At 71.2% G+C, this 23698-nt stretch carries 16 protein-coding genes; 14 read left to right on the top strand and 2 right to left on the bottom strand.

Annotated features, from left to right (window positions below; genetic code table 11):
- Positions 1-272: 272 nt before the first annotated feature.
- From OCT49_RS02605 to OCT49_RS02560, 10 genes are all read left to right on the top strand, one after another.
- Positions 273-1091, top strand: coding sequence for a thioesterase II family protein (locus OCT49_RS02605; RefSeq protein ID WP_283850270.1), 819 nt, complete (start codon positions 273-275; stop codon positions 1089-1091).
- Complete coding sequence (locus OCT49_RS02600; RefSeq protein WP_283850269.1) at positions 1088-3283, top strand: type I polyketide synthase; 2196 nt, start codon at positions 1088-1090, stop codon at positions 3281-3283. Before OCT49_RS02605 ends, OCT49_RS02600 begins: the two co-directional genes overlap by 4 nt.
- 88 nt (positions 3284-3371) lie before the next feature.
- The gene (locus OCT49_RS02595; RefSeq protein ID WP_283850268.1) at positions 3372-6377 is read left to right on the top strand and encodes a condensation domain-containing protein; all 3006 of its coding nucleotides are present in this window, start codon (positions 3372-3374) and stop codon (positions 6375-6377) included.
- Positions 6377-7750 carry a class I SAM-dependent methyltransferase gene (locus tag OCT49_RS02590; protein ID WP_283850267.1) on the top strand — a complete coding sequence of 458 codons (1374 nt, stop codon included), beginning with the start codon at positions 6377-6379 and terminating at the stop codon, positions 7748-7750. Before OCT49_RS02595 ends, OCT49_RS02590 begins: the two co-directional genes overlap by 1 nt.
- Positions 7750-8013, top strand: coding sequence for a phosphopantetheine-binding protein (locus tag OCT49_RS02585; RefSeq protein ID WP_283850266.1), 264 nt, complete (start codon positions 7750-7752; stop codon positions 8011-8013). The genes OCT49_RS02590 and OCT49_RS02585 overlap by 1 nt, the downstream gene beginning before the upstream one ends.
- On the top strand, positions 8010-10325 hold the full coding sequence (locus OCT49_RS02580) for an amino acid adenylation domain-containing protein (protein WP_283850265.1): 2316 nt from the start codon (positions 8010-8012) through the stop codon (positions 10323-10325). Before OCT49_RS02585 ends, OCT49_RS02580 begins: the two co-directional genes overlap by 4 nt.
- Positions 10322-11068, top strand: coding sequence for a thioesterase II family protein (locus OCT49_RS02575; RefSeq protein ID WP_283850264.1), 747 nt, complete (start codon positions 10322-10324; stop codon positions 11066-11068). Before OCT49_RS02580 ends, OCT49_RS02575 begins: the two co-directional genes overlap by 4 nt.
- A gap of 144 nt (positions 11069-11212) precedes the next feature.
- A complete protein-coding gene (locus OCT49_RS02570) occupies positions 11213-12427 on the top strand; it encodes an NAD(P)/FAD-dependent oxidoreductase (protein ID WP_283850263.1) in 1215 nt (404 codons plus the stop codon).
- The gene (locus OCT49_RS02565) at positions 12424-14397 is read left to right on the top strand and encodes an elongation factor G (protein WP_283850262.1); all 1974 of its coding nucleotides are present in this window, start codon (positions 12424-12426) and stop codon (positions 14395-14397) included. The genes OCT49_RS02570 and OCT49_RS02565 overlap by 4 nt, the downstream gene beginning before the upstream one ends.
- Positions 14398-14544: 147 nt before the next feature.
- Positions 14545-15864 carry a TerD family protein gene (locus OCT49_RS02560; protein WP_502963446.1) on the top strand — a complete coding sequence of 440 codons (1320 nt, stop codon included), beginning with the start codon at positions 14545-14547 and terminating at the stop codon, positions 15862-15864.
- A gap of 51 nt (positions 15865-15915) precedes the next feature.
- Here the strand turns inward: OCT49_RS02560 and OCT49_RS02555 are convergent, their stop codons facing one another.
- Entirely contained in the window at positions 15916-17088 is a 1173-nt protein-coding gene (locus OCT49_RS02555) for a glycosyltransferase (protein WP_283850260.1), read from the bottom strand.
- A 58-nt stretch (positions 17089-17146) separates the two neighbouring features.
- Here OCT49_RS02555 and OCT49_RS02550 point away from each other — a divergent pair, with 58 nt between their 5' ends.
- The 4 genes from OCT49_RS02550 to OCT49_RS02535 all read left to right on the top strand — a co-directional run bounded on the left by OCT49_RS02550 (position 17147) and on the right by OCT49_RS02535 (position 20807).
- Complete coding sequence (locus tag OCT49_RS02550) at positions 17147-17932, top strand: glutamate racemase (RefSeq protein WP_283850259.1); 786 nt, start codon at positions 17147-17149, stop codon at positions 17930-17932.
- A 59-nt stretch (positions 17933-17991) separates the two neighbouring features.
- Positions 17992-18555, top strand: a complete 564-nt coding sequence (locus OCT49_RS02545) for a hypothetical protein (protein ID WP_283850258.1) — start codon at positions 17992-17994, stop codon at positions 18553-18555.
- 146 nt (positions 18556-18701) lie between these two features.
- Positions 18702-20297 (top strand): apolipoprotein N-acyltransferase, encoded by a 1596-nt coding sequence (gene lnt, locus OCT49_RS02540; protein ID WP_283850257.1) that lies wholly within the window; start codon positions 18702-18704, stop codon positions 20295-20297.
- Between the two features lie 30 nt (positions 20298-20327).
- On the top strand, positions 20328-20807 hold the full coding sequence (locus OCT49_RS02535; protein WP_283850256.1) for an NUDIX hydrolase: 480 nt from the start codon (positions 20328-20330) through the stop codon (positions 20805-20807).
- An 84-nt stretch (positions 20808-20891) separates the two neighbouring features.
- Here the strand turns inward: OCT49_RS02535 and OCT49_RS02530 are convergent, their stop codons facing one another.
- Positions 20892-23282, bottom strand: coding sequence for an ATP-binding cassette domain-containing protein (locus OCT49_RS02530; RefSeq protein ID WP_283850255.1), 2391 nt, complete (start codon positions 23280-23282; stop codon positions 20892-20894).
- Between the last annotated feature and the right edge of the window lie 416 nt (positions 23283-23698).

Here is a 23698-nt window from a genome sequence, read left to right as displayed (position 1 = left end):
ACAGGACGAGGTGTCAGGGAGAATCTTCATGTTTCTCGCACGATGGAAAAGCGGCAGCGGAGTCGGGCAAAGCCTCTGAGGGGGCAACCCGCGCCGCGCACATGCATTCATTCCTATTCGATTCCCAGCTCATAGCCGTCCACTTCCGCCCAGAATTCCGTCACCCGGCCGTCTGATACGGGCCGGGGTGGTCGCACGCCTGTCACGGGCACGATGCGGTGGAGCGAACCGACCGTTCAAGAAGGCGCCCAGAGGGACAAGGAGCTATCTCGGTGAGTTCGAACCTGCGGGTCGAAATGCGCAACGGGTACCTCACGGCCGGCTCCGCGCGCGAGCCGGGACTTCGTGTGTTCTTCTTCGCGCACGCCGGGGGCTCGGGCATCTCGTTGCTGCCGCTCGCGTCGGAGCTCCCCGACGGGGCCGAGTCGGTACTGATCGACCTGCCGGGGCGGGGAGCCCGCGACGGCGATGCGCCGTTCGCCACCTTCGACGAGGCACGCCGTGCGGTCGCCCGGCAGGTGGAACCGCTGCTGGACCGCCCCACGATCTTCTTCGGGCACAGCCTCGGCGGCCTGCTGTGCGACTCCGTGCTCCGGAGCCTGCCGCGGGGCCGGCGCGACCACGTGAGGAAAGTGATCGTGTCCAGCGCCCCCTCGCCCCGCAGGGCCGCTGCGGCGGCTGCCGCCCTTCCCGCACCGCCGCTGCGACGATCCCGGGAGACTCTGTTGTCACACCTGACCGGTTACGGCGGAACCCCGGCGGCGGTCCTCGACGATCCGGAACTGCTCGCGGGCGTGATCAGGACGTTCGGCGACGACATGCTGCTCATGGACTCCTACCGTCTGGAGGCGACGCTTCCTGTTCCCGAGGCGGACTACGAACTCTGGAACGGGCGGGAGGACACTTCCGCCGAGCCGGACGAGCCGGAGGAGTGGGCCGAGGCGCTCGCGCACCCCGTGCGCGAACGGGTGTTCCCGGGCGGGCACTTCTATCTGACCGAAAGGACCGAGGCCCGCGCCACCCTGCGGCACATCGCGGAGACCCGACTGCGTGGCGAACCCTCCCCGTCGCACCAGGAGGCACTGACATGACCGATCTCATGACCTCCGTCATGGGGCTCCTCGCCCGGGGGCACATCGATCGCCGGACCGCGCAGGAACTCCTGGACGCGGTCGGGTCCGCCGGCGCGGAGAAACAACCGGAACCCCGGCCCTCCGGTGATGTCGCGGTCATCGGTGTGGCCGCCCAGTTGCCCGGCGCCGCGACCTACGAACGGTTCTGGGACGTCCTGGTAGCGGGTGAGGACCGGGTGGAGCCCGCCCCCGCCCGGCGCCGCGAGCTGTGCGAGCCGGTGCTCACCGGCACGGACACGGAACCCTCCTTCCTCCACGCCGCATGGCTGGACGACATCGACCGGTTCGACGCGGAGCTCTTCGGCGTCACCCCGGCCGACGCCCGCCTCATGGACCCGCAGCAGCGCCGTTTTCTCCAGGTCGCCTACCACTGCCTGGAGGACGCGGGACGGGCCGGACGCATCCGCGGAACCCGTACGGGGGTGTATGTCTCCGCCGCCCTGGGCGACTACTCCAGCGACCTGATGGAGATCACGCCGTCGGCGGTGCCGGGCATCCTCCCCTCGTTCGCCGCGTCGCGGCTGTCCTTCCTGTTCGACCTGCGGGGCCCGGCGTTCGTCTCCAGCGCGACCTGCGCCTCGTCCCTCCTCGTGCTGCACGAAGCCTGCCTCGGCCTGCGCAACGGCGACTGCGACACGGCACTGGTCGGTGGCGTCAACATCTTCTCGCTGCCGCTCGCGTCGGAGGGCCGGCTCATGGACGCGGCCGGGATCACGTCCGACGACCACCGCTGTCGCCCGTTCGACCACCATGGAACGGGCATCGGCCGCGGCGAAGGCGCCGTGGCCGTTCTGCTGAAACCACTGGAACACGCCGTGCGGGACGGGGACCGGGTCCGGGCGGTCATCCGAGGCTCGGCCGTCAACAACGACGGTGCGTCGGCGATGATGACCGCGCCGAACCCGAAGGCGCACACGGAACTGCTCCTGGACGCGTGGCGGCGTGCGGGCGTGAGCCCCGAAGCCCTGTCGTACCTGGAGACGCACGGTACGGGCACCGCCCTGGGCGACCCGATCGAGATCCGTGGCATCACGGACGCGGTGCGACGTCACACCGGGCGACGTCAGTTCATCGCCATCGGGTCGGTCAAGGGCAACATCGGACATCTGGTCGACGGCGTTGCCGGACTCTCCGCCCTGGTGAAGACCATGCTGGTACTGGAGCACGGATCCGTTCCCCCGACAGTCAACCTCCAGGAACCCAACGGGCACATCGACTTCCTCGACTCACCCGTCTTCGTGCCGACCACGCGGTGGAACCTGCGTACCGGTGCCCGGTCCCGGGAACCGTTGCGCGCCGGAGTGAGCTGCTTCGGGTTCAACGGCACCAACGTCCATGTGGTGCTGGAGGAAGCGCCGCGCCAGGAGACCGAATCCGTCGCGGAGACGCCGGGCCGCGACTCCGGTGTGCTGGTGTATCCCGTCTCGGCGCGTACGCGGGCTTCCCTGCGCGCGCTGATGGCCGCCCACGGCGGTCACACCGGTGCCGGCCACTCCCGCGACCTCGCCTTCAGCCTGTGGAACGGACGTGAGCACCACCGACACCGTGTCGCGATCCTCGCCCGCGACCGCGCGGAGTTCGCCCGCACCTGCCGGACCCTGGCCGGTACGGACAACCGTGCGTGGGCGGAGCTGCCCGGTGTCCGGGTCGCAGAAGGGCCGTGCGGCGACCCCGACTCCCCGGAAGAGGCCCTGGCGTACGCGTACGTGACCGGCAAGGAGGTGCGATGGCACGACCTGTTCGAAACCGGCCCGCCCCCCGTTCTCGTCGGCCTCCCGCTGTACCCGTTCGACGAGGACTCGTTCTGGTTCGGCGCCCCCGTCGGCCGGCCGCTTCCGTCCGGCCCCGCGGACGACACCCTGACCGCGCTGCTGGCGGTGGTGGGCCGGGCCCTGGGATACGAGGACGTGACCGCGGCCGACTCCTTCATCGGCTTGGGCGGCACCTCGCTGTCGGCCATGCAGATCCAGACCGAGCTGTTGCGCGAACACGCTTGGAAGGTCGACGTGGCCGACCTCCTCGGGGCGGAGGACTTCACGGAACTCGCCGCCGTTGTCGACGCCGCGGCCGCCCCCGCGACGGGGGCCACCGAAGCACCGACGGCCCCGCAAGCGACCGGTGGGACACCCGGTCCGACGGCCACCACATGATCGTTTCGTACTCGCTCGGGCGCCGGATGCCCGGCTCTGCCGGACGGCAGGAGCAACGATGTCCGCCCGCGACTCTGAGGACCTACGCATGCGAAAACCCGAACCTGCGGCGGAGCGCGTCCATCCGCTGACCCGTGCCCAGGAGCGCCTGTTCTTCCTGCACCAGTTGGACACGGACGCGGGCATGTACCTCTTCCCCGTGCACCTGAATCTCCGGGGGCCACTCGATGTCACGGCGCTCCGGGGCTCGTTGGCCGATGTGGTGAACCGGCACGACATCCTCCGCTCGACCATCGAGGTCCGTGGACAGCGACCCGTCCAGATCGTCGGGGACACGGGCTTCGAGCTGCGATGGCTCGACCTCGGCGACTGCCCGGAGCCCGAGCGTTCGCGTCGGGAGCGCGAGGCCGTCGAGCGGGAGACGAACGCCCCGTTCGACTTCGGGACCGGCCTCGCCCGCGGTCTCCTGGTGCGCCGCGGCGACGAGGACCACCTGCTGCTACTGGGTTTCCACCACATCATCTTCGACGGGTGGTCGTGCGGGGTACTGCTGGGGGAACTCGACCGGGGATACCGCCGGCACCGGGGCGAACCGGTCGATCCCGTCGAGCCGCTCGCCGTGCAGTACGGCGAGTATGCCGAGATCGAGGCGCGAAGGGAGCCCACCGCGGCCTCGGGGGCGCAGGAGGAGTTCTGGAAACGGACCCTGACGCCGGTGCCCCCGAACCTCCGGCTTCCCACCGACCGGCCACGGCCGACGGCCCTCAGCGGCAAGTGCAACCGCGTGTGGACCTATCTGGACGCCGAGTCGACCACCCGCCTCGGCCGGTGCTCGCGACAGCAGCGGGCAACCGTCTACATGTTGCTCCTGGCCGCCTACCAGGTCCTGCTGGGACGCCTGGGCGGACAGACCGACTTCTGTGTGGGAGGCGCCACGTCGGGCCGCCACGACCCGGTGACGCACCCCATGATCGGCACACTGGTGAACGAGTTGGTGTACCGGTCGGACTACGAGCCGGGCATCACCTTCGTCGAGTTGATCGCCCGGGTACGCCGACGCGCTCTGGACGTCTACCGGCACGACCGGCTGCCGTTCGAGCGGGTGGTCGAGGTGGCGACACCTGCCCGGAGCCTGTCCCACCACCCACTCTTCCAGCACGCGGTGACGCTGCAACCGCAGGGACCTGAGTTCGAGCCGGAAGGCATCGAGGTCCGCACCGTCGACTCGGGTGCCGAGGGCAGTGCCCTGGACATCGCCACGTCGTTCCACGAAGAGGGGGACCGCCTGGCCTGTGTCGTGGACTTCTCCGCCGACCTGTGGGAACAGTCGTGGGGCGAGGCGTTCGCCGCCGATCTGACGGCGATTCTCCGGGCGCTGGCCGATGACCCCGCACGACCGGTCGACGAGGTCGAGCTGAGCTGCGCCGTCCGGCAGGCTCCGGCCCGGCCCCGGCGCGCGGACACGGTGCAGGCGGCGCCTGCGGCCGTCGCGCCCCCGGAGGAGCTGGAGCAGGCCAAGACCGTACTGCTCGACATCTGGAAGGAGACGCTCGGAATCCCGTCGCTGGATGCGGACGAGAACTTCTTCGACATCGGCGGGGACTCCCTGGTAGGTCTGCGCGTGGTGGCCGCCGCGCGGCGGGCCGGCTACTCCATGCGGCCCCGGCACATGTTCGTGGCACAGACCGTGACCGACCTCGCGGCACTGCTGGTCGCGCAAACGCCCGGCGGACCCGGCCGGAGCGGCGCGGCACGGACGGATTTCACGGCTGCCCGCGTGATGGGCAGGGCCCCGCTGCTGCCCATCCAGTCATGGTTCCTGACAGGGCCCGCACCGGAAGCGGGGCACTACAACTACAGCAACCTGTTCGATGTCGCCCCCGACGTGGACGAGGCGCATCTGAGTACCGCGATCGACACGGCACTCGCCCACCACGACGCCTTCCGGCTGCGGTTCCACCGCTCGTCCACGGGCGAGTGGGCACAGTCCTACGACGCGGCACCACCGACTGGCGTCATGCGGGTCTTCGACTTCTCCAGGATGACACCGCAACGGTCGGAGTCGGCCTTCGACCGTGCGGTGAAGACCTGCCAGTCCTCGATCGGTCTGGTTGACGGGCCGCTGGTGTCCTGCGCGCTGTTCACCCTGCCCGGAGGACACCGAAAACTGCTGATCGCGGCCCACCACCTCATCATGGAACCGGCTTCCATGGGCATCGTCGCCGACGACATCTCCACCGCCTGCGAGCAGTTGGCCCGGCAACAGGAGATCGAGCTCCTTCCACAGCACTCGTCCTACCGGGACTGGGGCATGGCACTGGAGGAAGTCGCCGTCTCGGAAGAGACACGGTCCGACGCCGGTTACTGGCGGAAGGTCATGGAGTCGGCGTCGAGCCGAGTACGGGTCGACCGCCCCGACGGCAGGAACGACGTCGCCTCGCAGACGACCCTGGCCGACTCCCTGGACGAGGCCACCACGCGTTGTCTGCGCTTCGACGTCACCGCGGCGACCGGGGCGACACTCACCGAGATCGTGCTCGCCGGAGCCGCGGCCGGGCTGCGGCCGCTGACCGACGGGGAACCCCTGCTGGTCGACTTCGAGACCCACGGCCGCGAGGACATCGCCGAATCGATCGACCTGTCCCGGACGGTCGGCTGGTTCGCCGCGTTGTTCCCCGTGACGCTGCCGGCTCCGGATCCCGTGCCGAGACGGGGGCTGGAAGCGGTGGGTTCCGTTCTGCGAAGCGTGCCCGGGGGCGGACTGGGACACGGACTCCTCACGTTCATGACCCGGGAGCTGCCGTTGAGCCGCAATCGCGTGGGTGTGACATATCTCGGTGCGGTCACCTCCGGCGAGCGCCCGGGAACCGCCCTGAGGTTCGCGGGATTCCCCGAACACGACCGTGCTCCGCGCATGCCTCGCCCGCACGAGCTGGAGATCGGCGCGATGGTGACGGGCGAGGAGCTCCGGTACTCCATCACCTACAGCACCGACCGGTACCCCGAGAGCCGCATCAGAGAGCTTCTCGCGGCCATGCGCGGGTATTTCGAGCGGCTGGCCGCCGAAGGCCGCCCGGCATCGGAGATGGCGTGATGACCGCCGACGGGCCGGGCGACGGCCCGGAGTTCTGGGCCCGTCTCCTCGCCTCCCACCCCCAGGTGGCGTCGGCACGGGTGGTGCCGGGACCGGAGGTGCGGATCGAGGTGGTCCCGGAGATATCCGTGACCGAGACGGTGGAAGGGTGGTCGTATCTCTTCGAGGACCTCTACGACTCGGGGGCCGACCGGGGAGGCGACTGCGGCGCCCCGCAGCTCGTCGGCTGGGTCGACGGCCTCACCGGCGAGCCGGTACCGGCGGAGCAGATGCGGGAATGGGTGCTGGCGACGGTCGGTCGTGTCAAGGCGCTCCGACCGCGCAGAGTGCTGGAGATCGGCGCGGGGACCGGCCTGGTCATGGACGAGCTGCTGGCCGGTGCGGACCTCGACGAGTACGTCGCCACCGATCTCGCGCTCGCTTCGGTCGAGGTGCTGCGGTCCCTGGGGGAGCGGCGCGGGTCACGGACGCGGGTGCGCGTCCACCACGGTGCCGCGCACGAGGAGCTCCCGGCTTCGGACGGACCCGGTTACGACACGGTCGTCCTGAACTCGGTGGCCCAGTACTTCCCGAGCACCGAGTACCTGGAGGAGGTGCTTTCCGCAGCGATCGGGCTGATGGCTCCCGGGGGACACATCTTCCTCGGAGACCTGCGCGACGCCACTTTGATGCCCTCCTACTACCGGCGGCGTTCGGGGGAGACGAAGGCGGACTTCGACCTCGAACGGCACCAGCGACGGGACTTCGAGTTGAGCCTGTCACCGGACCACGTGAGGTCCCTGGCGAACACGTTCGACGCGGTGACGGCCGTCGAGGCCGCGCCCAGGAGGGGCCGTTACCACAACGAGATGTCGGTCTTCCGCTTCGACGCAGTTCTCCACCTGGGCTGCCGGCCGCCCGTGCCGGGTCCGTCGGAGCCGGGCGGCAGCGGCCCACCGGCCAAAGCGGTCGCCCGGCACATGGACGCGGGAGGAGGCCCCGCGGTGTGGCGGGGCCTGAGCAACTCCCGGCTGGCCGGACCGGGTGGCGACTCCGTCGACCCGGAGGCGCTGTGGGACCTGGGCGCCCGCCGCGGATGGAAGGTCCGGGTGGGGTGCGAACCGGGGATCGGCTCCGCCGCGCTGGAGGTGTGGGCCGGCCCGGCGGACGCCCAGGACGGTCACTTCGGGCTCTCCCTTCCCGGCGGGGAGGGTTCGCAGGAGCCGAGGCAGCTGTCACTGCCACCCGGCCGGACATGGACCTTGCTGGACGCCCTGAGGACCCATCTCGGGCCGGAGGCAGAGAAGTTGGAGTCCGTCGCCGGTGGCGTACGCCTCCCGATCCGGCTCGCCCCGCGAAACCTCGGCAGGACCGCACAGGAAGGGGACCGCTGATGACCGAGCAAGTGGAACCGGACACCGGTGAACTGACGTCGATGGTGCACTCCGCCTGGGAGACAGTCCTCGAACACTCGGACTTCGACCCCGACTCCGACTTCTTCGCCGTCGGCGGCAACTCCTTCCTGGTGGCGAAGGTCATGGCCGACCTGTCGAAGCAGGTGGGGGTTCGCCTGCCCCTGCGTCTGTTCTTCGCCACTCCCACCGTCCACGGCATCGCGCGGGCTGTCGCGGAACAGGCGGGGAGCAGGTGTCGATGATGCGCCCGGACCCGAAATGGAACGAGACCTTCGCGCCGTTCCCCGACCATGTCACCGTCCCCGACCTGATCCGTGCGGCAGTCGACCGGAACCCCGGTGCCCCGGCGGCCGGCGACGCCCACGGGCGGACGCTCACGTACCGCGAACTCGACACCGCGTCCGACCGCCTGGCCACACTGCTGTCCTCCGTCGGGGCCGGCCCCGGGCAGTACGTGGCGCTGTACAGCGGACGTGACGTCTGGGCGGTGGTCGCCCTGGTCGCCGTCCTGAAGACGGGGGCGGCTTATGTGCCGATCGACCCCCAATGGCCGCGAATACGGGCGGAGCGGCTGCTGAGCGAACTCGACGTCATGTGCATGGTCTCGGGACCAGGACAGCAACGGGCCGCACAGCGCCTTGCCGCCACCGTGGCCTCGGTCCGCGGCGTGGTCTGCCCGGGAATGCCCGGTGAGTACACGGCCGGGGCCGCGATCGACGAACCGCCGCTGGTCGATCTGTTCGACTACATAGCGGAGGACCCGGACCGCCTCCGTGCCGCCGGGTTCAACACCCGCGGCACGGTCGCTTACGAACTCTCCGACCTGGAGGCGTACCGGCAGCACGTGGCACGACTGGTCTGCGCCGGTGCCCCCGGGCGCCCGTCGGTCCTGGAGATCGGCTGCGGCTCCGGCGAGCTCGTGGACGAGCTGTCCGGAGCCGTCGGCAGATATGTCGCCATGGACATCTCCCCGGCATCGGTGGGAAGAGTGCTGGCCCGCCACGGCGAGGACCGCCCGTGGCTGGAAGGTGTCGTCGGCCCGGCCCACCGGGTCGGTGAGTTGGTGAGCGGCCGGTTCGACACCGTGGTGCTGTCGAGCGTCGTCCAGTTCTTTCCCGACGTCGAGTACCTCTACAGCGTCCTGGAGCAGGCAGCCGGGCTGCTGCTGCCGGGCGGCCGGATGGTGCTGGGCGACCTGATCGATCCCGACGAGGAGGACCACGCGGGCCTGGCGCTGCCGCGCACCGCTTTCCGGAACATCGCCGAGGTGCTTCCGGCGGTGTCCCGGGTGGCCGTGCACAACAGGGACGCAGAGGTGCTGAGGGGCGCGCTGCGCCACCGCTTCGATGTCGAACTCACCGTGGACGACCCCGAATCCCCGGCCCGGACGCGGACGTTCTGGTCGGGAGCGGACATCGACGCCCAACCGGCACGGCCCCCGAGAACCCCGCCGTCACCGGACTCGGTCGCCTATGTCATCTTCACCTCCGGCTCCACGGGAGCACCCAAGGGCGTCACGGTGCAGCACCGCCCCCTGGTGAACCTCATGACGTGGTTGCGGCGCGTGTACGGGGTCGGGCCCCATGACCGGGTGCTCGCGGTCTCCTCGTTCTGTTTCGACCTGTCCGTGTTCGATGTGTTCGGCACCCTCGCCGCCGGTGGCTACGTACGGGTGGCGGGCGACGCGGAGCTGCGCGAACCGGATGTGCTCCTCGACCTCCTGGCCGGGGAGCGGATCACGATGTGGAACTCCGCCCCGGCGATGCTGGGCATGATCACGCCGTTCCTCAAGCTCCGCGACGACCTCGACGGCGCCCCGCTGCGGCTGGTGCTGCTGAGCGGGGACTGGATACCGCTGACACTGCCGGGCGAGGTCAGGGCCGCGTTTCCCGGCGCGGACGTGGTGGCGCTGGGAGGGGCGACGGAGTGCACGGTCTGGTCGAACCACTTCTTGGCCGACGAGATCGACCCGGCCTGGCCGAGCGTGCCCTACGGCGTTCCCATGGACAACGCGCGCTACTACGTCCTGGACGAGGAACTGTCGCAGTGCCCGGTGGATGTGCCCGGCGACCTCTACATCGGAGGCGAATGCGTGGCCCTGGGCTACGCGGGGGACCCCGCGCTGACCGCCTCCAAGTTCCTGCCCGACCCCTGGTCGCCGGAGCCGGGCGCGAGGATGTACCGGACCGGGGACCGGGCCAGGTGGTGGCGGAACGGCCTGATCGAGTTCCTCGGACGGCTCGACGACCAGGTCAAGATCCGCGGCCACCGGATCGAACTGGGGGAGGTGCGGAGCGTCCTGATCCGGTTCGACGGTGTACGGGACGCGGTGGTGCTGGCGGTGCCACGCCCGGGTGGGAAACGGCTTGCCGCGTTCTACCTCGCCGATGGCGTCGGCGAGCGGGCGTTGCGTGACTTCGCGGCACGCAGGCTTCCCGGCCACCTGGTGCCCGACGATCTCGTCGAGGTGTCCTCGTTCCCGTTGACCCCTGTGGGGAAAGTGGACCGGGCCGCGCTGGCGGAACTGGTCGCAGGCCGGAAAGGACGTTCATGACCAGGATGGAGCGCAGCCCGTGGCTGGTGGAGATGTCCACGTCCCCGCCCGCCCGGAACGAGGTGTTCTACGCGGTGCCGCACGCCGGTGCCGGTGCGGCGGCCGTCCGCGATCTGTGCCGCCGGATCGGGCGGTTCGCCCTCCCCGTCGCGGTGAGGCTGCCGGCGCGGGAGGCCAGACTGCACGAGAAACCCCTGCGCGACGTGCAGGTGATCGCGGATCAAGCCGCCGAAGCGATCTCCGCTCACGCCCGGGGGCGTGGCATCACCGTCTACGGACACTGCTCGGGGGCCATCGTGGCCTTCGAGATCGTGCGCCGCCTCCGGGAGGCCGACGTGCGCGCGCTGTTCCTGTCCGCCCACGAGCCTCCCGACCGGATTCCCCGGAACGGGGTGTGGCGCTATCCCCTCGGCCCGTTCATGAAACGGGTCGCCGCCGACGGGTACGTGCCCGACTTCGTCCTCCAGGACGACGAACTGCTCGAACTGCTCGTTCCCGCGCTGCGTGCCGACTACGAGGCGATCGAGTCCCATCGGTGTGCCGAGGGCGCTGTGATCACGCCCGCCATCGTGGGAATCCTCGGAGCGGCCGACTCGGCGATCGACGAGCGGGACTTCGGGGCGTGGTCCGGGTTCACCGAAGGCGGATTCGAACTCCACCGGCTGGCGGGTGGCCACAACCTGTTGCTCGACCACACCGACGATGTCGCCGATGTCATCACCTCCCGGTCGGGATGGCACTGATGCGGGCGGTTCCCGGCCGCCGCGGGCCGGCCTCACCGCGGCGGCAGGCCCCCGTTCGTTCCGGCCCCGGCCAACGGCACGGAACACGAACCGCGGACGCCGTGACCACGGTGCCGGAGAAACCGATGGAGAACGGCACTGCCCATGTATGACGTCGTAGTGATCGGTGCCCGCTGCGCCGGTGCGGCCACCGCCCTGCTGCTGGCCGAATCCGGGCAGCGTGTCCTGATGGTCGATCAGGCACGTTTCCCCTCGGACACGATGTCCACGCTCTACATCCATCAGCCGGGTGTGGCCAGGCTGCGCGACTGGGGGATCCTGGACCCACTGCTGGAGACCGGGTGCCCCCGTCTGGTCGGTCTGTCCCATACGGTCGGGCCCGTGACGGTTTCCGGCCCGCTTCCCGCGTACGAGGGCATCGACTTCGCCGTCGCGCCGCGCCGCCGGGTGCTCGACCAAGTCGTGGTCGACGCGGCCCGGGACGCCGGGGCCGAGTTCAGGGCCCGGACGAAACTGGTCGATGTGGTGCGGCGCGACGGGCGGGTGTCCGGTGTGCTGCTGCGCGGCCCCGAGGGGGGCGTGACGCAGGAGACGAGCCGCGTCGTCGTGGGGGCGGACGGCATGCGTTCGGCCCTTGCCCGGCTGTGCGGCGCACGGACGACGACCGAGGACGCGCGCCGGACCTGCGTCTACTACTCCGGGTGGCACATCGGCGGGGACCAGGTGCGGCTGGTGGAGGCCCAGGACGCCTACGTGGGCGTCATCCCGACCCATGACGGTGTCTCGCTCGTCTCGACCTTCGCCCCCCAGTCCATGTTCGAGCATGCGCGCACCGACCCCATGGCGTTTCATCTGGAGATGATCGACGCGCTCGCACCGGACCTCGGCGACCGGTTGCGGCAGACCGAGCCGGTACTGCGCCTGACCGGCACCGGGGACCAGCAGAACTTCTTCCGGGAGGCGTCCGGCAAGGGGTGGGCGCTGGTGGGCGATGCGGGACATCACAAGGACAGCATCACCGCCCGTGGGATCACCGACGCGTTCCTGCAGGCCGAACTTCTGGGGCAGGTGCTGGCCGGGCGGTGCGGATCGGACCGGTCGGTGGACACCGCACTCGCCGAATTTGCGCGGCGCCGGAACGGGCTGCTCAGGGAGTCGTACGCGGCGACGCTCACCGCTGCAGGTCTCGGGGTGACGGACAGCCGTCTCGCCCTTCACGAGGAAATCGGGAACTCCGCGACCCTCACCCAGGTTTATCTCGGTGTGCTGGCCGGCATGAGATCGGCCGAGGAACTGGTGTGCGTCGAACCGGACACCACGGGGCCCAGGGGTGAATCGATGTCGGGGCGGTTGGTGTGACGAGGCCTGACGAGCGGGACGACACGCGGGGCGACATCGGCAGTGTGCTCAACCTGGGTGTGCTCGCGCATGTCGACGCGGGAAAGACGAGCCTGACGGAGCGGCTGCTGTTCGAGTGCGGTGCCATTCGGCACATCGGCAGTGTCGACGAAGGAACGACACAGACCGACTCGGACGCGATCGAGCGCGCCCGGGGGATCACCGTCCGGGCGGCTGTGGCGTGCTTCCGGGACAAGGACCGCCAGTTCAACCTCGTCGACACTCCCGGACACGCCGACTTCGTTGCCGAGGTCGAGCGCGGTCTGATGGCTGTGGACGCGGTGATCCTGGTGATCTCGGCCCCCGAAGGAGTGCAGCCGCAGACCCGGGCGTTGTACCGCGTCGTCGAACGGCTCCGGCTCCCGGTGGTCGTGTTCGTCAACAAGCTCGACTGTGTCGGCGCGGCGGGCCTGGAAGTACTGGACGAACTCTCCGGCAAACTCGGCCTGTTGCCGCTGGCGATGGGAGTCCCCGTCGCCCCGGGAACACCCGCGGCGGGCTTCGCCCCGGCGGAGCTGTCCAGCGCCGACGTCCGGCGGCAGTGGGCCGAACGCCTCGCGGAGAACGACGAGAAGCTGCTGGAGCAGCTGGTGGCCGACAGATGTCCCGACCGTACGGAACTGCTCGGAGTCTTACGGGCCCAGACGAACGCCGGCCTGGTTCAGCCGGTCGTGTTCGGTTCCTCCATCACCGGTGCGGGCATGGACGGACTGCGGACGGTGCTCCGGGAGCTGCTGGAGCCGCCGTCGCACGGACCGGAGCTGTCCGCCTCGGTGTTCGCCATCGGACGGAACGAGCGCGGGGAGAAGAACGCCCTCGTCCGCTGCTTCGGCGGGACGCTCACCGAGCGGCAGCAGGTGGACGTCCACCAGGCCGACGGCTCCTTCTTCCGCGACCGGGTCCGGAATCTCCATGTGGTCGCGCCCCATGGCGAAGAACACCCCCGGCTCACCGCCGGCCACATCGCGATGGTCGGAGGCCCGGCGGAGCTGCGGATCGGAGACCGGCTGGGGAGCGGAGCGGCCCCGTCGAGGAGTCGTCAGTTCCCGCCGCCCGGCCTCGAGGTCGTGGTGCGGCCGACGGACCCCAGGAACGCACCGGCACTGCGCGCGGCGTTGCTCGCCCTGGCCGAGCAGGATCCGATGATCCGCGCGGACCTGGGACCCGGAGGGGAAGCGGTCGTCCACCTCTACGGCCATGTGCAGCAGGAAGTGCTCCAGCAGACGTTGGCGGACGATTTCGGCATCAGGGCCGGGTTCGAGGTGCCGGACGTCGTCTACCTGGAGCGCCCCGCGGGAAGCGGTTCCGCCGTGGAGATCATCGGGAACGGTTTCTTGGCGACGGTCGGACTGAGAGTGGAGCCGGGCCCGGGCTTCAGCTATCGGCGCGAGGTCGAATCGGGAGCCCTGCCCGCCGCGTTCCACGACGCCGTCGAAGAGACGGTGCAGTCCGCACTGTCCCAGGGGTGTCACGGCTGGCGGGTCGTCGACATCCGGGTCACGATGACCCACTGCGGGTTCTGGGCCCGCCCCTACTCGGCCGCGGGGCACTTCCGGGACGTGACCCCCCACGTCCTGATGCAGGCGCTCGCGGAGGCCGGAACCGAGGTGTACGAGCCCATGCACCGGTTCTGGGTGGAAATCCCCGAGGAGCACTTCGGGCCGGTGATCAACCATCTGAACAGACACGAGGCCGAGGTCGAGGCGTGCCGGGAGGCGACCGACCTGTGGGTGATCGAGGGCCGGCTCCCGCTCCGCACGCTGGCCGCGGTACGCCGTCGGCTCATGCCGCTGACGAACGGCATGGCGTTGTGGACGTCCTACGCGGATGGTGACAAGGCAGTTGCCGGTGTCCCCCTGCCGAGCCGTGCCCGGACCGATGGAAATCCCTTCGACCGGGTCGAGTACATGCGCTTCCTGGCCCGTCGCTGAAGGCGTGACGCGGGGCGGGTACCGCGTGTTTTTCCTGTGGGTCCCGCGCGTTCGAGGTTCCCTGTGGGTCCCGCGCCGGTCGGGGGATTAGGTTGTCGGGGAAAGGTTTTCGGGCAGCCGGACTCGTGATGGGGGCGAAACATGACCATGCCTAAAGGAGCCAATGTTCCGGTGACGGCTCAGGCCGTGCGGGTCGAGCTGGGGTGGCACACCTCCCCGGGGGCCCCGGACGTGGACGGCTCCGCGCTTCTCCTCCTCCCGTCGGGAAAGGTGCGCGACGACGCCGACTTCGTCTTCTACAACCAGCCCTCCCACGCCTCCGGAGCGGTGCGCCACGAGGGCAAACGGAGCACCGGCACGGGGACGACGGACAGCCTCGCGGTCGACCTGGCACGCATCGAGCCGGTCATCGACCGCGTGGTCCTGGCCGCCTCCGCGGACGGCGGCACCTTCGGCCGGGTGAGCGGGCTGTACGTGCGCGTCACGGACGCCTCGAACGGCAGGGAGATCGCGCGCTTCGACAGCACGGACGCGACGGTCGAAACCGCGTTCATCCTCGGCGAGCTCTACCGGCGCCAGGGCGCCTGGAAGTTCCGCGCCGTCGGCCAGGGGTACGGATCCGGCCTGGAGGGGCTCGCGACGGACTTCGGCATCTCCGTCGACGAACCGCAGCAGCCGCAGCAAGCCCGACAGGCCCAGCCGTATCACCAACCTCGGACCCCGCAGCAGCACCAGGGCGCCACGCGGGCCGACCACCGGACACCGGCCCAGCCCGTGTTCCCGCCCACCCCGCCGGCCACCCCGCCCGCACCCCCCGCCCCCGCACCCGTCCGGCTGACCAAGGTGACCCTCACCAAGGACGCCCCCTCGGTCTCCCTCGCCAAGCAGGGCGGCACTTCGGGAGCGCTCCGGGTGAATCTCAACTGGGAAGTGCGCAAACAGTTCAAGGGCTGGGGAAGCAAGCTCGGCCGGGCCGTCGCCCAGCACGCGGACCTCGACCTCGACCTCTGTGCCCTCTACGAACTGACCGACGGACGCAAGGGAGTCGTCCAGGCGCTGGGGAACGCGTTCGGCGCGCTCCAGCACCCCCCTTACATCCATCTCGACGGGGACGACCGCACCGGCGCCGTCGCCACCGGTGAGAACCTCACGGTCAACCTCGACCACAAGAGTGAGCTGAGACGCGTCCTGATCTTCGTCACGATCTACGAGGGCGCCCGGAGCTTCGCCGACCTCCACGCCACCGTCACCCTCCAGCCCCAGCACGGCGCACCGATCGACTTCTCGCTCGACGAGTGCACCGTCCCGTCCACCGTCTGCGCCCTCGCGCTCCTCACCAACAACGGAGGAGACCTCACGGTGCAGCGCGAGGCCCGCTACCTCGTCCCCGAACGGGGAGTGAGCCCGCAGCGCACCATCGACTACGCATACGGGTGGGGCATGAACTGGACACCCGGCCGTAAATAACCCCCCGAAGGTCCGGCCGGCCCTGCGACCCCCGGCCGATGACCCCTGCGTTCACCGGTCGGGCGCGGCCTCGGGACGGGCGTAGGTACGCCCCTTCCAGGCCGCGCCCCGGCCCCGGTGGTGCCGCACCGCCGAATCGACCGTCATCAGCAGGTACAGCGCGGCGGTGAACGGCAGCAGCGGCGCCCACCAGGGCGACTGCCGGTAGTGGGCCAGCATCGGCAGGTACGTCCCGGTCATCACCGCCCACGCGCCGCCGCCCGCCCACGCGGCCACCGGATCGTCGCCCAGCAGCCCCGCGACGAGCGTCACCGGCGGCGCGAGATAGACCAGCGCGAGCCCCAGCACCGTCCCCAGGAGCAGCGCCGTACTGTGCCGCAGCTGCGCGTACGCGCTCCGCGACACCATCCGCCACAGATCCGCCAGCCGCGGGTACGGCCGCACGCTGTCCACCCGCTCGGCGAGCCCCAGCCAGATCCGCCCGCCGCCGCGCCGCACCGCCCGCGCCAGCGACACGTCGTCGATCACCGCCTGCCGGATCGACTCCGGAACCTGCGCCCGCAGCGCCGCCCCGGTCCGCAGCAGCACACAGCCACCGGCCGCTGCGGCCGTCCGCGCCCCGGCCCGGTTCACCCACCGGAACGGGTAGAGCTGCGAAAAGAAGTACACGAAGGCGGGCACGACCAGCCGCTCCCAGCCGCTCGACACCCGCAGCCGGGCCATCTGCGAGACCAGGTCGTAGTCGCCCGTCACGGCCGCGGCGACCAGCTCCCGCAGGCTGTCCGGCTCGTGCGCGATGTCCGCGTCCGTCAGCAGCAGGTACTCCGGCTCCCGGGTCCGGGCCCGCTCGATGCCGTGCCGCACGGCCCACAGCTTGCCCGTCCAGCCGGGCTCCGGCTCACCGGGCGACACCACCGTCACCGGCAGCCCCCCGTACCGCACGGACAGCGCGCGGGCCACGTCCCCGGTGCCGTCCTCGCTGCAGTCGTCCACGAGGAAGACCTCGGCCCGGCCCGGGTAGTCCTGCGCCAGCAACGACGGCAGGCTCACCGGCAGCATGTCGGCCTCGTCCCGCGCGGGGACCACGATCGCGACCGACGGCCAGCGGTCGGGGACGCCCCGACGGGGCAGCCGCTGGTCGGTCCGCCAGAAGAACCCCCGGCCCAGCAGCAGCCACATCCACGCGGTCAGCGAACCCACGGCGATCCAGGCAACGGCACTCATTCGCCGCAGTCTGCCCCACCCGGACAAAACCGCAAGGGCGGTCGACTATGGTGACCGGGTGAAGATCGCGCTCATGGACTCCGGAATCGGCCTGCTCGCCGCGGCCGCTGCGATACGCCGACTGAGGCCCGACGCGGATCTGGTGCTCTCCTCCGACCCCGACGGCATGCCCTGGGGCCCCCGTACGGCCGAGTACGTGACCGACCACGCGCTCGACGTGGCCCGCGCCGCCGCCGCCCATCGGCCGGACGCGCTGATCGTCGCCTGCAACACGGCCTCCGTCCATGCCCTGCCGGCGCTCCGCGCCGCGCTCGAACCCGGGCTGCCGGTCATCGGCACGGTTCCCGCGATCAAGCCGTCCGTCGCGGGCGGCGGCCCCGTCGCGATCTGGGCCACGCCCGCCACCACCGGCAGCCCGTACCAGCACGGACTCATCCGCGAATTCGCCCGGTCCGTCGAGGTCACCGAGGTTCCCTGCCCCGGTCTCGCCGACGCCGTGCAGCATGCGGACGAGGCCGCGATCGACCGGGCCGTCGCCGCTGCCGCCGCGCTCACCCCCCGCGACGTGCGGGCCGTCGTCCTGGGCTGCACCCACTACGAACTGGTCGCCGAACGCATCCGCGCCGCCGTGCACCGGCCCGGCCTGCCGCCCGTCGAACTGCACGGCTCGGCCGACGCGGTCGCCGCCCAGGCGTTGCGCCGGATCGGTGCCCGACCCGCTCCGTCGGCCGAACCCTCCACCGGTCTCACCGTGCTCCTCAGCGGTCGCTCCACCGACCTGCCGGAAGCCGCCCTGGCCTACGCCGAGGGGCGCCTGCTGGGAGCCGTCAGCCCCGCCCGCTGACCCCCTCGGGGCCGTCGCTCCTCCTCCCGGCGTGCGGAATCCTGAGTACGCTGCTTGACATGAGGGATCACCTCCGTACACCCCCGCACACCGGCCCCGACCCCCGCCCCGACGTCTGGACCGGCCGGGCCACCAACCGGGCCCAGTGGGTGTTCGCGGTCGCGGGCGCGGCCTGTCTGGCGCTGGGCGTCCAGCTGGCCGTCAGTTCGAACTGGACCTCGGGAATCGTTCCCCTGCTGATGTCCGTGGTCGGCTGCGTCGCCGCCGGGCTGCTCATGCTGTTCGGAACGCTTGCCTTCGTGAACGTGGCCGTCCGGATCGACGGCGACGCCCTGGAGGTGCGCTGCGGCCACATGGGCCTGCCGCGCCGCCGGATCCTGCTCACCCACGTGGTGGGTGCGGAGTTCGTACCCCGGGTCACCCCGCGCCAGTGGGGCGGATGGGGCTACCGCTGGCGCCCCGAGCAGGGCACCGCCGTGGTCGTCCGCAGGGGGGAGGGGCTGGTGCTCCGCCTCGGGGACGGCAGGACGTTCACGATCACGGTCGACGACGCGGAGTCGGGCGTGCGCTTCATCCGCGAACGCCTGCACCTGTCGGCGAGCGGCGCGGCGACCGGGGCCTGAACCCCCAGGACCCGCACCCGCGCCGGACGGGCCCGGCGGGGCGGGTGCCGGCGCCCGGGGAAGCGCCGGAACGGCCCGGGGGAGCGGACCACTCCGGGCGGGCGGGGGCTGCCGGACCCACAGCCGCCCACCGTAGACTCCGCCGGGTGAGCGCCACCATCACCCCAGTCGACGCCCCGCAGCCGGTGCCTGCGCCCGCGTCCCGGAAGTCACGCCTCGTACTGCGGCCCGCCGCCGCCGTGCTCTCGGGCGCCCTGCTGTACCTGAGTTTCCCCCCGCGCCCCCTGTGGTGGCTGGTCCTGCCCGGCTTCGCCCTGCTCGGCTGGGTGCTGCACGGACGCCGGCTCCGCGCCGGCTTCGGACTCGGCCTGCTCGCCGGGCTGGGCTTCATGCTGCCGCTGCTGCACTGGACGGGCGAGGAGGTCGGCCCGGTGCCGTGGCTGGCGCTCGCCGCGGCGGAGGCGCTGTTCATCGCGGTCGGCTGCCTCGGGATCGCCGCCGTCTCCCGGCTGTCCTGGTGGCCGGTGTGGGCCGCCGCGGTCTGGGTGCTCGACGAGGCGTTCCGGGCCCGGGCGCCGTTCGGCGGCTTCCCCTGGGGGAAGATCGCGTTCGGGCAGGCGGACGGCGTGTTCCTGCCGCTCGCGGCGGTCGGCGGCACCCCGCTGCTCTCCTTCGCGGTCGTGCTGTGCGGCTTCGGGCTCTGCGAGGCGGTGCGCCAGTTCCTGGCCCGCCGCGGCACCGGACAGGTGTCCCGGACGGCCGTCGCGGCCGCGGCCGTGAGCGTCGTCGTCCCCGTCGCCTCCGCCTTCGCCGCGCTGCCGCTCGTCGACGACTCGGCCGAGGACGGCACCGCGACCGTCGCCGCGATCCAGGGCAACGTGCCCCGGCTCGGACTCGACTTCAACGCCCAGCGCCGCGCCGTCCTGGACAACCACGTGCGCCGTACGGAGCAGCTGGCCCAGGAGGTGAAGGAGGGCAAGGTCCCGCAGCCGGACCTCGTCCTGTGGCCGGAGAACTCCTCCGACCTCGACCCCTACCGCAACGCCGACGCCCGGATCCTGATCGACGAAGCGGTGCGGGCGATCGGCGCGCCCACTGTGATCGGCGCGGTGCTCGAACCCGAGTCCGACACCGCCAAGCTGCGCAACACCCTCATCGAGTGGGACCCGCGGCGCGGCCCGGTCGACACCTACGACAAGCGGCACATCCAGCCGTTCGGCGAGTACATGCCGATGCGGTCCGTCGCGCGGGTCTTCAGCTCGGACGTGGACCGGGTGCGGCGCGACTTCGGACCCGGCGAGAAGGTCGGCGTCTTCGACCTGGCGGGCACCGAGGTGGGGCTCGTGACCTGCTACGAGGCCGCGTTCGACGACGCCGTCCGCGACACGGTCACGCACGGCGGACAGCTGATCGCCGTGCCCAGCAACAACGCCACCTTCGGCCGCAGCGAGATGACCCACCAGCAGCTGGCCATGTCCCGGGTGCGGGCGGTCGAGCACAGCAGGTCCGTGGTCGTCCCCGTCACCAGCGGGGTCAGCGCGATCATCCGCCCGGACGGGAAGGTCGTCAAGCAGACGAAGCTGTTCACCCCGGACGCGCTCGTGGACGAGGTGCCGCTGCGGTCCTCGCAGACGCCCGCGACCCGGATGGGCGCGCTCCCCGAGGGCGTCCTCGTGCTGATCGCCGCGGCCGGGCTCGGCCTGGTCGCCCTCCGCGCGGTGCGGCAGCGGCGCAGCAGGTGAGCGGTGTTCCGGCTCGCGTAGGGTCGGCCCATGGCCATTCCTGAGTTCATCCGTGAGATCCGTGCCACCGCGGGCCGGCAGCTGCTCCTGCTGCCGGGCGTCACCGCCGTCGTCTTCGACGACGAGGGCAGAGTGCTCCTCGGCCGCCGCGCCGACACCGGCAAGTGGTCGGTCATCGGCGGCATCTGCGATCCGGGCGAACAGCCGGCGGCGACGGCGGAGCGCGAGGTGTACGAGGAGACCGCCGTGCACTGCGTGGCGGAACGGGTGGTGCTCACCCAGGCCCTGGAACCGGTGGAGTACGCCAACGGCGACCGCTGCCAGTACCTGGACGTCACCTTCCGTTGCCGGGCGACGGGCGGGCAGGCGCGGGTCAACGACGACGAGTCGCTGGAGGTGGGCTGGTTCGAGGTGGACGCGCTGCCCCCATTGCACGAGTTCGCGCTCTTCCGGATCAAGAAGTCGCTGGCGGACGAACCCACCTGGTTCGAACCCACCGGACAGGGATGAACCCGGGGCCGCCGTCCGGACCGGACGGCGGCCCCCGCCTCGTGCACCGGCCGCCCGGACCCGTTCCGGACGGCCGGTCCCGGTTCAGCCGCCCACGTAGGCCGCGAGGTGCTCACCGGTGAGGGTGGAACGGGCGGCGACCAGGTCCGCCGGGGTTCCCTCGAAGACGATCCGGCCGCCGTCGTGACCCGCGCCGGGGCCGAGGTCCACGATCCAGTCGGCGTGCGCCATGACCGCCTGGTGGTGCTCGACGACCACCACCGACTTGCCGGAGTCGACGAGCCGGTCGAGCAGACCGAGCAGCTGCTCGACATCGGCGAGGTGCAGACCCGTGGTCGGCTCGTCGAGGACGTACACGCCGCCCTTCTCGGACATGTGCGTGGCCAGCTTGAGCCGCTGCCGCTCGCCGCCGGACAGGGTGGTGAGCGGCTGGCCCAGACCGAGGTAGCCCAGACCGACGTCCACGAGGCGTTCCAGGATCCTGTGCGCCGCCGGAACGCGGGCCTCACCCGTGCCGAGGAACTCCTCCGCCCCGGTCACCGACATCGCGAGCACCTCGCTGATGTCCCGGCCGCCCAGCCGGTACTCCAGCACCGATGCCTGGAACCGCTTGCCCTCGCACTCCTCGCAGGTGGTGGCGACGCCGGCCATCATCGCCAGGTCGGTGTAGATGACTCCGGCGCCCTTGCAGTGGAGACAGGCCCCCTCGGAATTGGCGCTGAACAGGGCCGGCTTGACGCCGTTGGCCTTCGCGAAGGCCTTGCGGACCGGGTCGAGCAGCCCGGTGTACGTCGCCGGGTTGCTCCGCCGGGAACCGCGGATCGGGCTCTGGTCGATCGACACCACGCCCGCACCGGCCGGGATCGACCCGTGCACGAGCGAGCTCTTGCCGGAGCCCGCGACACCGGTGACGACGCACAGCACCCCGAGTGGGATGTCGACGTCGACGTCCTGGAGGTTGTGCGCCGTCGCGCCGCGGATCTCGAGCACGCCGGTGGCCGTCCGCACCTTCTCCTTGAGGCGGGCGCGGTCGTCGAAGTGCCGGCCGGTGCGGGTGCCACCGGTCCGCAGCCCCTCGACGGTGCCCTCGAAGCAGACGATGCCGCCTTCCGTACCGGCACCCGGCCCGAGGTCGACCACGTGGTCGGCGATCGCGATCGTCTCCGGCTTGTGCTCCACCACCAGCACCGTGTTGCCCTTGTCCCGCAGCCGCAGCAGCAGGTTGTTCATCCGCTGGATGTCATGGGGGTGCAGCCCCGCGGTGGGCTCGTCGAAGACATAGGTGATGTCGGTGAGCGGGGAGCCGAGGTGGCGGATCATCTTGACGCGCTGCGCCTCGCCGCCCGACAGCGTGCCCGCGGACCGGTCGAGCGAGAGATAGCCCAGCCCGATCTCCACGAACGAGTCGAGGGTTTGTTGCAGCGTGGCGAGCAGCGGCGCCACCGACGGCTCGTCGAGCCCGCGGACCCATTCGGCCAGGTCGCGGATCTCCATCGCGCACGCGTCGGCGATGCTGATCGCGCCGATCCTGGAGGACCGGGCTCCCTCGCTGAGCCGGGTGCCGTCGCACTCGGGGCAGGTGGTGAAGGTGACCGCCCGCTCCACGAACTCCCGGATGTGCGGCTGCATCGCCTCCTTGTCCTTGGCCAGGAACGACTTCTGGATCTTGGGGATGAGCCCCTCGTAGGTGAGGTTCACGCCCTCGACCTTCACCTTGGTCGGCTCCCGGTGGAGGAAGTCCCGCACCTCCTGCTCGGTGAACTCGCGGATCGGCTTGTCCGGGTCGAGAAAGCCCGACTCGGCGTAGACCCGCACGGTCCAGAAGCTCTCCGACTTCCAGCCGGGGATGGTGAACGCGCCCTCGGAGAGCGACTTGGAGTCGTCGTAGAGCTGGGTGAGGTCGATGTCGGAGACCGAGCCCCGGCCCTCGCAGCGCGTGCACATGCCGCCGGTGCGGCTGAAGGTCGCCTTCACCGCCTTCTTGGCACCGCGCTCGACGGTGATCGCACCGCTCGCCCGGACCGAGGGGACGTTGAAGGCGTACGCGCCGGGCGGGCCGAGGTGCGGCTGCGCGAGCCGGCTGAAGAGGATGCGCAGCATCGCGTTGGCGTCGGTGGCGGTGCCGACCGTGGAACGCGGGTCGGCGCCCATCCGCTGCTGGTCGACGATGATCGCGGTGGTCAGCCCCTCGAGCACGTCGACGTCGGGCCGGTCCGGGGTCGGCATGAAGCCCTGCACGAAGGCGCTGTAGGTCTCGTTGATCAGCCGCTGCGACTCCGCGGCGATCGTGTCGAACACCAGCGAGCTCTTGCCCGAGCCGGAGACGCCGGTGAACACCGTCAGCCGGCGCTTGGGGATCTCGATGCTGACGTCCCTGAGGTTGTTCTCGCGCGCGCCGTGCACGCGGATCACCTCGTGGCTGTCGGCGGCGTGCGGGGCGGGCGACGGGGTGTCCGTCCTCGTGGCCGTGCTCATCGTGTCTCCATCTGTCGCGGGACCGCCCTCGCGGCCCCGTGGGTGTCGTACGGCCCGAGCGGTTCCGGGCGGTGCGTCCCGCCGCCGCGCCGGTGCGGGCGCGGCAGCGGGTGGTCGTCCGTGTGATCGGTGGTGCCGGCCGGGGCGGGGCCCGCGGCCCGGCCGTGCGGTACGCCCCGGGGGCCGGACCGGGCGACGGCCCCGGTGCGTCGTGCTCGCGGCCGGGCGGCCCGTTCGCCTCGTGCCCGGAGGAGCTGCGGCGCGGGGCCGGCGGCAGAGTAACACCCGGTCGGCGGCCTCCGGTTCGTGAACCGGGACTCACGGTCCGCGACGCCGGACGGGTACCGCGGCGCGGCCACCGACGGCGGTGCGGTGCCGCGGGAGTTCGATGTCCATGTGCCTCACGCTACGGGCGG

The organism is Streptomyces sp. ML-6 (assembly GCF_030116705.1).
Lineage (GTDB): Bacteria > Actinomycetota > Actinomycetes > Streptomycetales > Streptomycetaceae > Streptomyces.
The sequence above is the reverse complement of the archived record's forward strand: the minus strand, read 5'-3'. Positions and strand labels throughout refer to the sequence as shown.

Excerpts from the sequence above, each read along its gene's own strand:
- OCT49_RS02575 (WP_283850264.1), top strand. The coding sequence starts at position 10,322 with ATGACCAGGATGGAGCGCAGCCCGTGGCTGGTGGAGATGTCCACGTCC.
- OCT49_RS02595 (WP_283850268.1), top strand. The coding sequence starts at position 3,372 with ATGCGAAAACCCGAACCTGCGGCGGAGCGCGTCCATCCGCTGACCCGT.
- OCT49_RS02545 (WP_283850258.1), top strand. The coding sequence starts at position 17,992 with ATGAGGGATCACCTCCGTACACCCCCGCACACCGGCCCCGACCCCCGC.
- OCT49_RS02585 (WP_283850266.1), top strand. The coding sequence starts at position 7,750 with ATGACCGAGCAAGTGGAACCGGACACCGGTGAACTGACGTCGATGGTG.
- OCT49_RS02560 (WP_502963446.1), top strand. The coding sequence starts at position 14,545 with ATGCCTAAAGGAGCCAATGTTCCGGTGACGGCTCAGGCCGTGCGGGTC.
- OCT49_RS02535 (WP_283850256.1), top strand. The coding sequence starts at position 20,328 with ATGGCCATTCCTGAGTTCATCCGTGAGATCCGTGCCACCGCGGGCCGG.
- OCT49_RS02580 (WP_283850265.1), top strand. The coding sequence starts at position 8,010 with ATGATGCGCCCGGACCCGAAATGGAACGAGACCTTCGCGCCGTTCCCC.
- OCT49_RS02600 (WP_283850269.1), top strand. The coding sequence starts at position 1,088 with ATGACCGATCTCATGACCTCCGTCATGGGGCTCCTCGCCCGGGGGCAC.
- OCT49_RS02590 (WP_283850267.1), top strand. The coding sequence starts at position 6,377 with ATGACCGCCGACGGGCCGGGCGACGGCCCGGAGTTCTGGGCCCGTCTC.
- OCT49_RS02530 (WP_283850255.1), bottom strand. The coding sequence starts at position 23,282 with ATGAGCACGGCCACGAGGACGGACACCCCGTCGCCCGCCCCGCACGCC.
- OCT49_RS02570 (WP_283850263.1), top strand. The coding sequence starts at position 11,213 with ATGTATGACGTCGTAGTGATCGGTGCCCGCTGCGCCGGTGCGGCCACC.
- OCT49_RS02555 (WP_283850260.1), bottom strand. The coding sequence starts at position 17,088 with ATGAGTGCCGTTGCCTGGATCGCCGTGGGTTCGCTGACCGCGTGGATG.